This is a genomic window from Actinomyces wuliandei (assembly GCF_004010955.1).
Lineage (GTDB): Bacteria > Actinomycetota > Actinomycetes > Actinomycetales > Actinomycetaceae > Actinomyces > Actinomyces wuliandei.
In genome coordinates this window covers 2,770,171-2,783,763 of record NZ_CP025227.1, presented here as the reverse complement: position 1 = coordinate 2,783,763, position 13,593 = coordinate 2,770,171, and the positions used below count along the sequence as shown (strand labels likewise).

Genomic DNA, 13,593 nt, shown 5'->3' with positions numbered 1-13,593 from the left:
AGCCTGTGACAGACTGTCCTGCGCCGCAAGGCGCCCGCCGCTTTAGCTCAGCTGGTAGAGCAGCTGTCTTGTAAACAGCAGGTCGTCGGTTCGAGTCCGACAAGCGGCTCCGCAAGGCCGCCGCCCGCCCGGGCGGCGGCCGCTCCTTCTTTGGAGGGGCGCGACTGTCTCCACACCCCAGCTCTGCGCCCTGGCGTGTGCGGTGATGCTGGACGACCGTTGTCGTGTGCTTGTGCAGGTCGACCACACTAGGTGCAGTGCCACCCATGTCGCCTAGGTCGGTACTGGTGGACGGCGTGCTTCCCATCATGTACAACAACCACGTGACTCTCTTGACAGTTCCGTTATGGCTCCGCCCAAGTGCAGGACCGCCTGCTGATGCGCTTGGCGCACTGGAGCTCGCCTTGCCCCCTCTTGTAGAGTCAGCGCCCCCAAGGTTGTTGAGGTCGCCAACAAGTCCGCCTATCGGACGGCCAGGGTGGCCCACCCCTGACCACCAGTCCCTGTCTGCGGGAGGGCGTTGCCCATGTCTCCACCGCCTCCGAGCGCGCACGGGTGGTTGCGGACGCCCTGTCGCGGCTGGCGACACCAGATCAAGACAAGTGGTGTTCGCAACAATGGAGCCGCGCGGCCCCCAGCACTTCGTTGGGAGCAGCTGACCGGGGACCGTGCAGGGCAGTGGTCCGCACGGCTCAGCGCCAACGGGAGGCTCATCGTCACCGACGAAGGCGGCTTCCCTGTCGTCGCCTGCGTCATTGAGGTCACGGATTACCACTAGTCCACGGCGTCTCTTCAAGGAGGGCAGTCTTGACTCAGCGTCCCCAACTACGTCGTGCCTACTGGCGACTTTATCGAGGAGTGGATGGAGGACCAGGGGGTGAGCGCCGCCGAGCTCTCCCGCAGGCTGGGCGTGAGCCGTAAGCACGTGAGCAAGCTTCTTCACGGAGAGGCCTCGCTCAGCCACGAGATGGCGCTGCGACTTGAGAACGTCACCGGTGTGCCTGCGCGTATCTGGAACCTCCACGAGACCGGCTACCGGGAGGCGCTGGCTCGCCGCGACGCCGACGAGGACCTGGTGAGACAGTACGAGCAGGCTAAGGCGTTTCCGTTGACGTACCTGCGTCAACGCAGGATTCGTGACGGCGGAGGTGAGAGACAAGGCCGGCACGGTACGGGATCTTCTGCGCTTCTTTGGTGTCGCGTCCCTTGACTCATTCTCCTCTACCTGGCGGCAGGGGGCGGTGGCGTACAGACGTTCCGCCGTCGGGCGAGAGAACTCGGCCGCACTTGCGGTCTGGCTGCGTGCCGCAGAGCTGAAGCCTGAGCGGCACCGACCTGCCCGAGTACGATCGCAGCCGACTCGAGAAAGCAGTTGCTGACCTGCGGGTGCTGACCGTCGAGGAACCTGCAGACGCCTTCCGTGCGGCACAGGCTCTTTTACGCGAGTGCGGCGTCGTTCTCGCCCTGGTCCCGGCCGTGCCCGGGCTGGGCGTCCACGGGGCAACGCGCTGGTGCGACGGTCGCCCTCTCATCCAGCTGTCCGGCCTATGGAAAAGTGATGACCAGCTGTGGTTCACCCTCTTTCACGAGATCGGGCACGTCCTGCTCCACGATCCCAAGGGTCTTTATCTCGCAGGGGCTGACGACTCAAAGGAAAAGGAGGCCAACGAGTACGCGGAGCTCCTGCTGATACCTCGCCAGTACCAGGACCTCATTCCCGAAGGTCGCAACCTGCAGGCTGTGCGGGACCTCGCCGCTGAGCTCGGTATCGCCCCCAGCATTGTCCTGGGGCAGGCGCAGCGCCGGACCAGCGACTACGCCTGGGGCCACAGCCTCAGGCGCCGGGTGGAACCGACGATGATGGTGCCCTAGCCGGAGGGCCTGTACCCCGGGCTGGCAGGACGTGGGAGTTCAAGAGCGCACAAAGAACCCAGACCTGGTGGACCGTGGCTCACGGCTCCACCGATGATCTGGGTCCTTTGTGGCCCTGCGAGGACGCCGGGCCTGCATCATCCGGTTATCTCCGGGAACCGGGCGGGCCTCCCCGCTCGGCTCCCCACTATCATTGCACATCGCCAGCCGGGCCGCTAGGATCCTCGCACGACAGAGACCGACGTCTCGCCGACCCCAGGTCGGTGGTGACAGGAGGACCCGGGCCTTGACGAGGGTGGCATGCTGTCCTGCATGGTGCCACTTCCTCCGCCCCGTCCCCGTTGGCCGCAACGGCCCGGCTCACCCCGGCAGGCAGGCTGAGCGTGCCGGGCACACCCTTCCCGCCCGCAGCGCCACTCCCGGGACAGCGGCCAGGGCGCCAGCCCTCGCTGTGCGCGCTCCACGACGAGGGCCGGTGCGGCTCCTGCCCCCACCTGGACACCCCACCAGGCGACCAGCTGGAGGCCAAGCAGGCCCGGGTGGCCGCCCTGCTGGGGGCGCACGTACCCGCTGGCGCGTGGCAGCCACCCTGCCCCAGCAGCCCCACCCACTTCCGCAACAAGGCCAAGATGGTGGTGGGTGGGACCTCGCGCCACCCCACCCTGGGAATCCTCGACGCCGCCGGCCACGGCACCGACCTGAGGGCCTGCCCCCTGCACGTGCCCGCCGTGCGCGACGCCCTGCCCGCCCTGGCGGACCTGGTGACCGCTACGGGGATCGCCCCCTACGACGTCCCCGGGCGCCGCGGAGAGCTCAAGCACGTCCTGGTGACGGCCTCACCCGACGAGGACCTCATGGTCCGCTTCGTCCTGCGCTCCTGCCGCCACGTGGGCGACCTGCGGGACGCCCTGCCGGACCTGCGCCGTCGGCTGCCCCAGCTGGCGGTAGCCAGCGCCAACATCCAGCCGGTGCACCAGGCGGTCATCGAGGGGCCTGACGAGCTGGTGCTGACCGAGGAGGACCGGCTCCTCATGCGCCTGCGGCTGCCACCACCGGGAGCCACGTCGGCTCAGGACCGCCCGCCGGGCGGCAGCGCACCAGGTGGCCGGGGCCGCCCCCACGAGCTGCTGCTCCACCTGCCCACCCGCTCCTTCTTCCAGACCAACACCGGCGTGGCCCAGGCCCTGTACGCCACGGCGCGCGACTGGGCCGAGGACGCCGGGCCGGGCGGGGCGGCCGGGCAGCCCCCGGCCCACGTCCGGGACCTGTTCTGCGGGGTGGGAGGGTTCGCCCTGGCACTGGCCGGGCCCGGGCGCCAGGTCCTGGGCGTGGAGGTCTCCGAGGCGGCTGTCAGCGGGGCGCGCGACTCGGCCAGGCTCATGCGGCTGGACCCGGGCGCGGCACGCTTTGAGGCCGGTGACGCCCGCTCCCTGGACCTGCTGGAGGCACCCGCTGCCCCGGGAGGCGAGGGCGCGCACCTGCTGGTGGTCAACCCTCCCCGGCGCGGCCTCGGCCCCGAGCTGGCCCGGCGTATCGAGGCCTGCGGCGTGCCGCGCGTGCTCTACTCCTCCTGCAGCCCGGCGAGCCTGGCGGCCGACCTGGGGCAGATGCCGTCCCTGCACGTGCGGCGTGCCCGCCTGTTCGACATGTTCCCCCACACCAACCACGCCGAGGTGCTGGTCGAGCTGGCCCGGACTCAGGCTCCGGCCTCGCCCTGACCCGGGCCCAGGCCCCAGCCCAGCCCGGGTTCAGCCGCCCAGCTCGGCCAGGGCGGCACGGACCTCCTCCAGACGGGCATCGACCCGCTCCTCCTTGTAGGGCAGGTCCAGGTCACGCACCCGGCCTGCCAGGTCCGCGAGGTCGCGCGCCTGCGGGAACCCGTCACCCACCAGGGCGCGCACGGCAGCCGCAGCGTCCCCATCGTCCTCGTTGTCCCCGTCATCCCCTCCTGGGGCAACCGCCCCGGCCCCGTCCGGCGTCACGGTGCTGCCCGCTGCCCGCAGCAGGTCCTCCAGGGGTGCTGTGGCCGCGGCGAGCGAGTCGACCACCGCGTCGAGCTCCCCGGCCACCAGGTCGCTGCGGGCAGCCAGGAGGTCAAGCCGCCGCGTCAGGGACGCCGCCCCGGCCTCCAGGGCGGTGCACAGCTCGGCCAGGGAGCCGACGGCGTCGTTGGCTCCCAGCTCGTCGTCGCCCTCCAGGATCTGGAGGGCGAAGAAGCCGGCAGCCAGGTTGTGCAGGCGCATGAGCGCGATGGCGAAGCGCACCGAGTCGATGTCGCCCCGCAGCTCCTCAACCTGGCCGTGCAGCGGACGCAGCTGCTCGGCGCACTCCAGGACCAGGGCGTCCACCTCGCGCCAGCCCTGGCCGGCCTGGGCCGCTGGGGGCGCAGTGGGCTGCTCCTGTGACTCGTGTGACTCCTCCTGCAGGCGGCGCAGGGCCTGGCGCAGGTCCCCCAGACGGTGCGAGAGCCGGTCGATCTGGTCGGCCCTGCGCCCCAGCAGCCCCACCAGGGTCCTGCCCTCCTCAAGGACGCCCACCAGGCCGGAGGTCTCCTCCTCCACCGCGTTCATGGCCGCCAGGACCCGGCCCACCGGCCCCGTGGCGCCGGGCCGGTCGGGGATGCCCACGCCGCTGGCCACCAGCGCAGCGACCTCCTCGGGCAGGACCTGCCGGGTGAAGCTGACGGCGTCGGCGTAGCCCAGCCCGCGCAGCTCGGCCAGGAGGGCCGCGCTGCCCGCCGCCGCGACCTGGCGACGTGTCGAGCCTGCCGCAGCCGAGGCGGACTCGACCTCACGGACCCGCTCGTAGACCTCCTCCACACGGTCACGCAGCCCCGTGAGCATCGGCAGGGTCCGCACCGACAGGTACCCGTCCCCAGAGGGGACGATCGTGGCCAGCACCCGGTAGCGGCCACCGTCGGAGGACCGGTTGGTGATGTAGGCGGTAGCCGCGTAGCCAGCCTCGATACTGTCCCACACGGAGCGGAACAGGCCTGCGGGCATGTCAGCGTGGCGCACGACGCTGTGGGGCCGTCCCACCAGGCTGCCGCGCGGGTAGCCCGACAGTCTCATGAAGATGGCGTTCGCCCGGCGGATACGGCCCCGGGAGTCCGTGGTGGAGAAGAAGAGCTCCTCGGCGTCGAAGAGGTGCTCGACGCCAGGGGAGTCGCAGGAGCCAGAGGACGGTGGGTACTCGACCATGAGCAGCCTTCCGGGTAGCAGCAGGCCCGGCGGCGTCCGGGACACCCCCCAGGCTACCCCGCGCGGGACCTGGCGACACGGTGACGCTCAGTGCTCTGCCCGCAGGGACCTCCGGCCACCCCGCGCAGGACCTGGCGACGCGACAGGACGGACACGACAGGATGTAGGCTCACCACGCCAGACTGTTTGCGCGTACCCAGGAGGAACACATGTCCGTTGAGCTCGTCACCGCCTCCGGCCCGGAGGTCGTTGAGGCCATGGAGAGGCTCATCCCCCAGCTGTCCCGCAGCGCCCCGGCGCTGACGGCCGAGCAGTGCGAGGCCCTGGTGGCCCAGGAGGGTGTCTACCTCTTCGTCTTCCGCCCCGACACCCAGGAGCAGCAGCCCGCGCCCATCCTGGGGATGCTGACCCTGGCCACCTTCACCATCCCCACCGGGCTGCGCGCGTGGGTCGAGGACGTCGTCGTCGACGCCGACGCCCGGGGCCAGGGGGCGGGGCAGGCCCTGGTGGAGGCCGCTGTCGACCACGCTGCCGGACTGGGGGCGCGCACCGTGGACCTCACCTCCCGTCCTACCCGTGAGGCGGCGAACCGCCTCTACCGCCGTGCGGGGTTCTCGCTGCGGGAGACCAACGTCTACCGCTACGCCCGGGACTGAGGGCGCTCAGGGGCGCCCGGGCGCGCTTACCGTCAAGGCGCAGCACGGCGCTGCTCTCGGGGGCGGCTGCTGGGCGGCGGTGACGGCTCCTCTACGCCTCCTCTCTACGCCTCCTCCGCCAGGAGGGAGTCGATGAGCTCGGCCATGGAGGCGACGCTGCGCTCGCAGACCTGCGCCACCTCCGGGGGTGACCAGGGCAGGGCCACGGCGTGGTCGGCCTGCGCGTGCATGTCGAGGTCGTTCCAGGAGTCCCCGATGGTCCACACCTCCAGGTCCCGGCCAGCCAGGGGGCCGGACAGGACCTGCCGGAGCCCGCTGCCCTTGGAGGAGCCCGCCGGGACGAGGTCCAGGAAGTCCTGGTTGCGGTGGCACTCCAGGACCCCGCCCCAGCGTCGGGCGACCTCAGCCCTGACGGCCTCCCGCCGGGTGTCGTCGGGTACGCGCATCGGCACCCCGATGAACTGGTGGGCGGCCATCTCCTGGAGGGTCATCGGGCTGTAGACGGGCAGGACGGAGGAGGTCCCCCCGCCCTGGGCCAGGATGTGGTCGGCCTCAATGGTGGTGGCGAAGACCGTGACCCCCGGCCACTGCGTGAACGTGGAGACGACCTCGTGGGCCACGCCGTCGGGGATGAAGCGCGCGGAGAGCACCTGGTAGCCACCGTCCACCAGGACCGCCCCGGTGAAGACGACGCCGTAGTCAAAGCCGACCCCGCAGGGCTCCAGGACGTCCCGGGTGGCGACGACGGACTTGCCGGTGTCCACGACCAGCAGGTTGCCCGCCTGCCGCCAGCGCTCCATGGCGGCGCGGTCGGCGGCTCCGACCTGGCGGTCAAAGACGATCGTGGCGTCCAGGTCGGTCACGAGAAGTCTGGTCACTGCGTCTCCTTACGCTCATGAGTCCCGTCCCCGGTGATTGTCTCAGCCGTCCTCCCGGTCACCGTCCACGCCCTCCTCCTGCGGGACGCTGCTCCTGCGGGACGTTGCGCTCCAGCTCCGCCAGCCACGCGGTGGCGGCCACGTCCGAGGGCATGCGCCAGTCCCCCCGGGGGGACAGTGACCCGCCTGCCACGACCTTGGGGCCGTTGGGCAGGGTGGAGCGCTTGAACTGGCTGGAGAAGAAGCGGCGGTAGAACACCTCCAGCCACTGGCGGATCTCCGGCAGGCTGTAGGAGACCTTCTCCGTCTCCGGCAGGCCTGGCGGCCACGTGCCCTCCTCGGCGCGGGCCCAGGCCTTCTCCGCCAGGAAGGCGATCCGCGAGGGGCGTGAGCCGTGGCGCAGCACGTGCCACAGGGTGAAGTCCTGGAGGGCGTAGGGGCCGATCCGGGCCTGGGTGGACTGGACCGGGTCCGCCTGGGTCGCGGGGACCAGCTCGGGGCTGATCTCCGTGGCCAGGACGGAGGCCAGCACCTGGCTGACGTCCTCGCCGAAGAGGCCCTCGGACGCCACCCAGCGGACGAGGTGCTGGATGAGGGTCTTGGGCACGCCCGCGTTGACCCCGTAGTGGGCCATGTGGTCGCCCACCCCGAAGGTGCACCACCCCAGGGCCAGCTCGGAGAGGTCTCCCGTTCCCAGGACGATGCCGCCGCGTGCGCCGGCGATGCGGAACAGGAAGTCGGTGCGCAGGCCCGCCTGGACGTTCTCGAAGGTGGTGTCGTAGGCCTGGGGGGACCTGTCGCCGCTGGCGTAGGGGTGGCCGATTTCCGCCAGCATCCGGGTCGCGGTGGGCCGGATGTCGAGCTCCTCAAAGCGGCACCCCAGGCCGAGCGCCAGGGCCTCGGCGTTGCTGCGGGTGCCTGGGGTGGTGCCGAAGCCGGGCATGGTGAAGGCCAGGATGTCGGAGCGGGGGCGTCCCAGCCGGTCCATGGCCCGGGCGGCCACGATGAGGGCGTGGGTGGAGTCCAGCCCCCCGGAGACGCCGACCACCAGGCGCGGGGACCCGATCGCCCGCAGCCGCTGCTCCAGGGCGGCGACCTGGATGGAGTAGGCCTCGTGGCAGTCCTGGGCGAGGCGGTCGGGGTCGGCGGGGACGAAGGGGAAGCGGTCCACGAGCCGCCTCAGGCCGATGTCCGTGCGCGGGACGGCCAGGTCCTCCTCCCCGATGACCACGGTGGTGAAGCGCGACGGGTCCCCCACGGGTGCGGCCCGGACGTCCTGCCCGCCGCCGGGCACTGCTTGGGAGCCGGGCACTGCCTGGAAGAAGGTCACGGCGTTGTCTCGAAAGGTCCCCTGACGCAGCCGCTGGGCGCGCAGCCCCTCGACATCGACGTCGGCGACCGTGGCGCGCGGGCCGTCGGCGAATCGCTCGCCCTCTCCCAGGAGCACGCCACCCTCGCAGACGAGGGTCTGGCCGTCCCAGGCCAGGTCCGTGGAGGACTCCCCCTGCCCGGCGGCCGCGTAGACGCAGGCGGCCAGGTTGCGGGCGGAAGAGGAGCGCACCAGGGCGCGACGCTCCCGTGAGCGCCCCACGGTGACCGGGGAGCTGGCGATACTGACCAGGACGCTCGCCCCCGCCAGGGCCGCCAGCGACGAGGGCGGGACCGGCACCCAGGAGTCCTCACAGACCTCGACGTGGAAGACCAGGCCCTCCACGTCACGCACGTCGAAGAGGAGGTCGGCGCCGAAGGGCACGAGCGCGCCGGGAAGCCGGGCCGTGTGGTCCTCGCCGTGCTCCTCTGCCTGGCCCCCTGCCCCGGCTCCCGGCCGCTCCTGGTGCGGTCCCTGGCGCACACCGGACAGGTGGAGGCGGGAGGTCCGGGCGCTGACGACGTCACCGGGGGCGAAGTGGCGCCTCTCGTAGAGCTCGCGGTAGGTGGGCAGGTAGGACTTGGGGACAACCCCGCGCACGCAGCCGCCCTGGATGACCACGGCGCAGTTGTAGAGCGTGCCGTGGGCGCGCAGGGGCGCGCCCACCACCAGGGCGGGCAGGAGGTCCTGGCTGGCGGCACGTACCGCCTCAATGGCTGCGAGCACCTCCTTCTCCACGACGTCCTGGAGGAGGAGGTCGTCAATGGCGTAGCCGCTGAGGCCGAGCTCGGGGAAGGCCGCCAGGCACACGCCCTGTCCAGACAGCTGCCGAGCCTGCTCGATGACGGCGGCGGCGTTGGCGGCGGGGTCCGCAGGCACGACGGGCAGGGTGACCGCTGCGACGCGCGCGAACCCCTGGTCGTAGGCTGAGCGGAACTCGATACGGCGGGGACGAGCCTGCCCGGCGGGGCGGGGCTGCGGGTCGGGCTGCTGCATGGCACCGATCCTGCCACGAACCTGCGACAGGATCGGGACGGGCCTGGGGGACGCAGCGGGGCAGACGGGCCTGCCAGGAGCAGCCACGCCGGAGGAGGCAGGGCCGGGCGGTGAGGTGCGACGGCCCTGACTGGTGGTCCCGCCCGGCACGCAGCGTGGCGGCCACCTGAAACAACAAGGGTGACCGCCACGCTCACGGATGGATGAGAAGCATCAGGGTGGGTTCCTACCGGCTCACCTCCTTCCTCTCGAGCAGGGTCGCCAGAGCCAGGCCCTGGCCCGGGGCCTGACGGCCCCCGTTCAGGACCTGCTCCTGCAGGGCAGGGGCTGGCGCCTCCCCTGCGCCCTCCTCGGGGCCGGGCAGGGCGCAGCTCGTCCCCTCCTGCGGGAGCTCCCCTCTCAGGAGGTAGGCGTCGACAGCCGCGTCCACGCAGTCCGTCGAGCCGTGACTGTAGGCGCAGTGCTTGTTGCCCTCGGCGGTCAGCAGGTGGCCCGACTCCAGCTGGTCGGCCAGGGACTGCGCCCACTGGTAGGGCGTGGCCGGGTCCTGCGTGGTGCCTACCACCAGGATGGGGGCCGCGCCCTCAGCCTTGATCTCAGCGGGCTCCCGCACGGCCTGGCGGCCCCAGCCGGAGCAGAAGGCGTCGCTCCACGCACGCTCGTTCGCCCCAAAGAGGGGCGAGACCTCTGCCCGCTGCTCGAACTGGGCCTCCCACTGCTCCAGGTCACCCTGGACGGGGTTGTCCAGGCAGTTGATGGCGTTGATGGCCGGCCTGTTGGCCAGTGAGGCTGCAGTCTGCTCGGAGGCCAGGTTGTTGAAGTACCGCTCGACGAGGGCAGAGGGGGCGCGGTCGGTGACGACGGGCCCCAGGGCCGTGGCGAGGCTGTCCCACCACGCATCGTTGTACATGGCCTGGTAGAGGAGCTCGGTCAGGTCCTCTCCACCCAGCGTCGCACCGGTGCCCGGGTCGGTGACCGGCTCATTATTCAGCGCCTGGACCACCTCAACCAGCTGGGCGGTCCCCTCCTCGGGCGTGCCGGTCAGCGGGCTGTTGCCGCGCTGCTGCCAGTAGGAGACAAAGCTGGTCAGGGAGGCCTGGAAGGAGACCGCGTCGGAGTGCTGGATGTCCGCCATGCTCATGGAGGGGTCCATGGCGCCGTCCAGGACCATGCGCCCCACGTTGCCGGGGAACAGGTCGGCGTAGACAGCCCCCAGGAAGGTCCCGTAGGAGAAGCCCAGGTAGGCCAGCTTCTCGTCACCGGACTGGGCACGCAGGACGTCCATGTCCCGGGCCACGGACTGGGTGTCCATGTGGTCGATGATCTCGGGGACCGGGGAGTGCTCCAGGCAGGCCGCCGCCTGGCTGGCCCCCTCCTGGACCGCCTGCTCCACCAGGGAGGCGCCGGGGGAAGGCTCCTGGCCCTCACCCTCCAGGGCGTCTGTCCCGCCCGCCTCCTCCAGCGTGGACTCGCCGGAGACCTCCTCCAGCGCCTCCTCCCGGCTCATGCACTCCAGTGGCGTGGACTGCCCCACGCCACGGGGGTCGAAGCCCACGATGTCGTAGCCCTGGCGCAGGTCCTCGGAGAAGTAGCCCTCAGCGGCGTCGACCAGCTCCACTCCGCTGTCACCGGGCCCGCCGGGGTTGGTGAACAGGCTGCCCTGGGACTGCCCGGAGGCGGGGAGCCGCTTGAGCGCCAGGTCGATGGTCTGCCCGGAGGGGTCGTCATAGTCCAGGGGCACCTGGACGGTGGCGCACTCGCGGGCGGCCTGCTGCGCCTCCTGCCCCTCGCCCTGCTGCCCCGCCCCGTCCTGGCCCTGGGCGTCCTGCTGGGACTCCTCGCAGGGCTGCCAGTCAATCTGGCGGCCGTAGAAGTCCTCCAGGCCCTCGGGAACCTCCTCGCTCGGAGCGGAGTCTGTGCTGTCTGTGCTGGCGGAGTCACCGGCGCCCCCACTGCTGTCTGAGCCGCCCGCCGAGGAGGCTGAGGACTCTGTGGAGGAGTCCACCGAGCTGGAGCTGCCGGCCGGCTGGGCGGCAACGGCCCCGGGGGCGGCAGATGCCACCAGTCCCGCTGCCAGCGCCACTGACGCCAGGAGCGACAGGGGTTCCGCCCAGGGGCGGTACCGACGCCGGGCGGCCACGGTCCCCGGTGGCGTCGCCCCTTCTTCTACCTGTGCTGCATGCGACACGTCACCTCGTGTCCTCGCTGTGATCTTCACGGTCCTACCGTAGAAAGCGCAGGAATGCCCTGCCATCCTCTTGGGGAACGAAGACCCGCGCCACCTGCGCTCCGCCTCTCCTCCTGAAGGACTACCCCACCTCCATCTTTAGGATGACCCTGGAGTCGTCGGCCTCCGGTCCCGGGCGGTCGGTTCTGGTGCTACCACTGTGCCTGCGTGCTGTGGTCCGGACCAGGGGCGGCTGCCCCCTCCGGCGGCATCACCACCCAGGCCAGCGCGTAGACCACCCACATCGGCCCCGGCAGGAGGGCCAGGAGCAGGACGCCCACACGCACCACCAGGGGGCGGGTGCCCCACGCCTGGGCCAGGCCGCCGCAGACACCGCCCAGGAGGCGGTGGCTCCGGGAGCGGGCGGGCAGGACGGTCCGCGTCCTGGCCCACCAGCCGCTGGCGCCGGAGGAGGCCGGACGGGACGGAGGCTGCTGGGAGGGGTGCTGCTGTGTCATGGCTCCATCCTCCCCTGCTCTGGGCCCGCCCGGTATCGGGGAGTTCCCCGACTCTTCCCTGGCCCGCCCGGACGGAGGGCGCAACCGGTACCCTGAGGAAGGTGACCTCGTCCACACCTTCCGAGCCCGCCACACCTTCCGAGCCCGCAGCCCCTGACCTGTTTCCCGCTGTCCGTGCCGTCCTGTGGGACATGGACGGCACCCTCATCGACTCCCAGCCCTTCTGGGACGAGGCCTTCGCGAGGCACTGCACCGCCCGGGGCGGCACGGTGACACCGCAGCTGGTCTCCGCGCTGGCGGGGACCTCCATCCCCGTCGCCCGGGGGGTCATCGCCGCCACCGGCGCCGCCGCCAGCCCCCAGGACCCCGCCGCCCTGGAGGTCTACGAGGCGATGGCCCGCGACGTGGAGGCGAGGGTGACCGCGCACCCGCCCCTGCTGCCGGGCGCGCGGGAGATCACCTCCGCCGTGGCCCGGGTGGGGATCGCCCAGGCGATCGTCTCCGCCTCCCCGCGCGTGATCGTGGAGCGGGTGGCTGCCGAGCTCGGCGACGTCTCTGGTACCGACGTCTTCGCTACCCTGGTCTGCGGTGACGACGGGGCAGGCTCCAAGCCGGACCCCTTGCCCTACGCCACCGCCGTGGAGCGCCTGGGGGCGACGCCGCGCGAGTGCGTCGTCGTCGAGGACTCGCCCACCGGCGCGGCCTCAGCACGGGGCAACGGCATCCGCGTGGTCCAGGTCGGCAGCAGCAAGCACTTCCCGGCTGATCCCGGGCTGGTCGTGGTCCCCGACCTGGCCTCCGTCACGCTCGACCTCCTGCTGCGTCCCTGGCCCTAGGCGCCCCCAGCGGGCTGTCGCAACAGCCCCTAGCCCTCTGCGGTGGGGGAGGCTGACGCCTCCTGCGTGGCCTCCTCGCTGGCGGCGGGGGCTGCTGAGGCCTCGGCGGCCTCCACCAGCTCGGTGATAGCGGTCTCCCCGCTGATCTGGCTCAGGTCGAGCTGCTCGCCGTCGAGGTAGACGGTGGGCGTGGCGGTGACCCCGACCGCGGAGGCCGCCTCCTGGGCGAGAGTCGTCCACTCCTCGTACGTGTTGTCGTTGACGGCCTCCTCGAACCGGGCCGAGACCTCGGTGGGCACCTGAGCCGAGGTGGCTGCGGCCACCAGGTTCTCGGTGGTCATCATGGAGGTGTCCTGGGCCTCGTAGATCCGGCCGAAGAGCTCCATCACAGCGGTGTGGAAGGCCATGGACTGGTTCGGTGCCTCGTCCAGGACGACGCCCATGGCGTTCATCGCCTGGTCAGTCCACTCCTTGCCGAGGATCGTGGAGGGGTGCAGCACCAGGGTGATCCTGCCCTGCGACAGCAGCGTGGAGATCTCTGCGGCGTGGGTCGTCTCAAAGGAGGCGCAGAAGTGGCAGGAGTAGTCAAAGTAGACGTCGAGGACCGGTGCCTGGCTGCTGATGGTGTCCAGTTCGCTGCTGGGGCCGTAGGTCCACGAGCCGTTGGACAGCACCGGCTCGGGCACCCCGCTGCGGTCGGCCCTGGTGGTGGCGATGGCTCCTGCGGTCGGGAACTGTGCGGAGCCGGTGCCACCACTGTCCTGGAGGTGGTTGTAGATCACATAGCTCGAGACTCCCGCCACCCCCACGACGGCGGCACCGAGGAGGGAGCGCCGGGCGATGGTGGCGCGCCTCTGCCTGCGGGCCTCCTGCTCTCTCAGGGCCTTGGCCCTGGCGCGAGCCTCCTCACGGCGCTGGGCCTTGGTCGGACGGGGCTGGTTCGAGGCCACCTGGAGCTCCTCTGTACTGTGCGGTGCGGATGTGGATAACGGGCTGGGAAGTGAGGACACCGGGCCGACCGGAGGACTGCGCCCGGATGTCGGGCAGGAAGGCTGGTACAGGAGTGTGCCCAGTATGAGGCAGAGTGCGCGCGCCTGTCCC

11 protein-coding genes and 1 tRNA gene are annotated in these 13,593 nt (G+C 71.5%); 6 read left to right on the top strand and 6 right to left on the bottom strand.

The genetic code is table 11. The features are described 5' to 3' along the window. The first annotated feature begins 36 nt into the window (after positions 1-36). The 4 genes from CWS50_RS11485 (at position 37) to CWS50_RS11470 (ending at position 3,590) form a co-directional block, all read left to right on the top strand. Positions 37-109 (top strand) — tRNA-Thr (locus CWS50_RS11485). Between the two features lie 723 nt (positions 110-832). Next, positions 833-1,210: a HigA family addiction module antitoxin gene (locus CWS50_RS13685; protein WP_243118321.1), complete on the top strand. Its 378-nt coding sequence runs from the start codon at positions 833-835 to the stop codon at positions 1,208-1,210. 176 nt (positions 1,211-1,386) lie between these two features. After that, the gene (locus CWS50_RS13680; RefSeq protein WP_243118320.1) at positions 1,387-1,872 is read left to right on the top strand and encodes an ImmA/IrrE family metallo-endopeptidase; all 486 of its coding nucleotides are present in this window, start codon (positions 1,387-1,389) and stop codon (positions 1,870-1,872) included. A gap of 449 nt (positions 1,873-2,321) precedes the next feature. Then, positions 2,322-3,590: a class I SAM-dependent methyltransferase gene (locus tag CWS50_RS11470; protein WP_243118569.1), complete on the top strand. Its 1,269-nt coding sequence runs from the start codon at positions 2,322-2,324 to the stop codon at positions 3,588-3,590. 30 nt (positions 3,591-3,620) lie between these two features. Here CWS50_RS11470 and CWS50_RS11465 read toward each other — a convergent pair whose 3' ends face one another. Then, the gene (locus tag CWS50_RS11465) at positions 3,621-5,072 is read right to left on the bottom strand and encodes a PAS domain-containing protein (RefSeq protein WP_127842899.1); all 1,452 of its coding nucleotides are present in this window, start codon (positions 5,070-5,072) and stop codon (positions 3,621-3,623) included. Between the two features lie 209 nt (positions 5,073-5,281). Here CWS50_RS11465 and CWS50_RS11460 point away from each other — a divergent pair, with 209 nt between their 5' ends. Continuing rightward, positions 5,282-5,728: a GNAT family N-acetyltransferase gene (locus CWS50_RS11460; RefSeq protein WP_127842898.1), complete on the top strand. Its 447-nt coding sequence runs from the start codon at positions 5,282-5,284 to the stop codon at positions 5,726-5,728. A gap of 104 nt (positions 5,729-5,832) precedes the next feature. Here the strand turns inward: CWS50_RS11460 and CWS50_RS11455 are convergent, their stop codons facing one another. From CWS50_RS11455 to CWS50_RS11440, 4 genes are all read right to left on the bottom strand, one after another. Beyond that, positions 5,833-6,606 (bottom strand): HAD family hydrolase, encoded by a 774-nt coding sequence (locus CWS50_RS11455; protein ID WP_127842897.1) that lies wholly within the window; start codon positions 6,604-6,606, stop codon positions 5,833-5,835. A gap of 58 nt (positions 6,607-6,664) precedes the next feature. Continuing rightward, positions 6,665-8,971, bottom strand: coding sequence for an NAD(+) synthase (locus CWS50_RS11450; protein WP_127842896.1), 2,307 nt, complete (start codon positions 8,969-8,971; stop codon positions 6,665-6,667). Between the two features lie 226 nt (positions 8,972-9,197). Further along, a complete protein-coding gene (locus tag CWS50_RS11445) occupies positions 9,198-11,159 on the bottom strand; it encodes an alpha/beta hydrolase (protein ID WP_127842895.1) in 1,962 nt (653 codons plus the stop codon). A gap of 191 nt (positions 11,160-11,350) precedes the next feature. Beyond that, positions 11,351-11,656, bottom strand: a complete 306-nt coding sequence (locus CWS50_RS11440) for a PspC domain-containing protein (protein ID WP_127842894.1) — start codon at positions 11,654-11,656, stop codon at positions 11,351-11,353. A gap of 158 nt (positions 11,657-11,814) precedes the next feature. Here CWS50_RS11440 and CWS50_RS11435 point away from each other — a divergent pair, with 158 nt between their 5' ends. After that, the gene (locus tag CWS50_RS11435) at positions 11,815-12,492 is read left to right on the top strand and encodes an HAD family hydrolase (RefSeq protein ID WP_257495168.1); all 678 of its coding nucleotides are present in this window, start codon (positions 11,815-11,817) and stop codon (positions 12,490-12,492) included. Between the two features lie 29 nt (positions 12,493-12,521). Here CWS50_RS11435 and CWS50_RS11430 read toward each other — a convergent pair whose 3' ends face one another. Next, a complete protein-coding gene (locus CWS50_RS11430) occupies positions 12,522-13,442 on the bottom strand; it encodes a DsbA family protein (protein WP_127842893.1) in 921 nt (306 codons plus the stop codon). Positions 13,443-13,593: the final 151 nt, after the last annotated feature.

Excerpts from the sequence above, each read along its gene's own strand:
- CWS50_RS11465 (WP_127842899.1), bottom strand. The coding sequence starts at position 5,072 with ATGGTCGAGTACCCACCGTCCTCTGGCTCCTGCGACTCCCCTGGCGTC.
- CWS50_RS11460 (WP_127842898.1), top strand. The coding sequence starts at position 5,282 with ATGTCCGTTGAGCTCGTCACCGCCTCCGGCCCGGAGGTCGTTGAGGCC.
- CWS50_RS11450 (WP_127842896.1), bottom strand. The coding sequence starts at position 8,971 with ATGCAGCAGCCCGACCCGCAGCCCCGCCCCGCCGGGCAGGCTCGTCCC.
- CWS50_RS11440 (WP_127842894.1), bottom strand. The coding sequence starts at position 11,656 with ATGACACAGCAGCACCCCTCCCAGCAGCCTCCGTCCCGTCCGGCCTCC.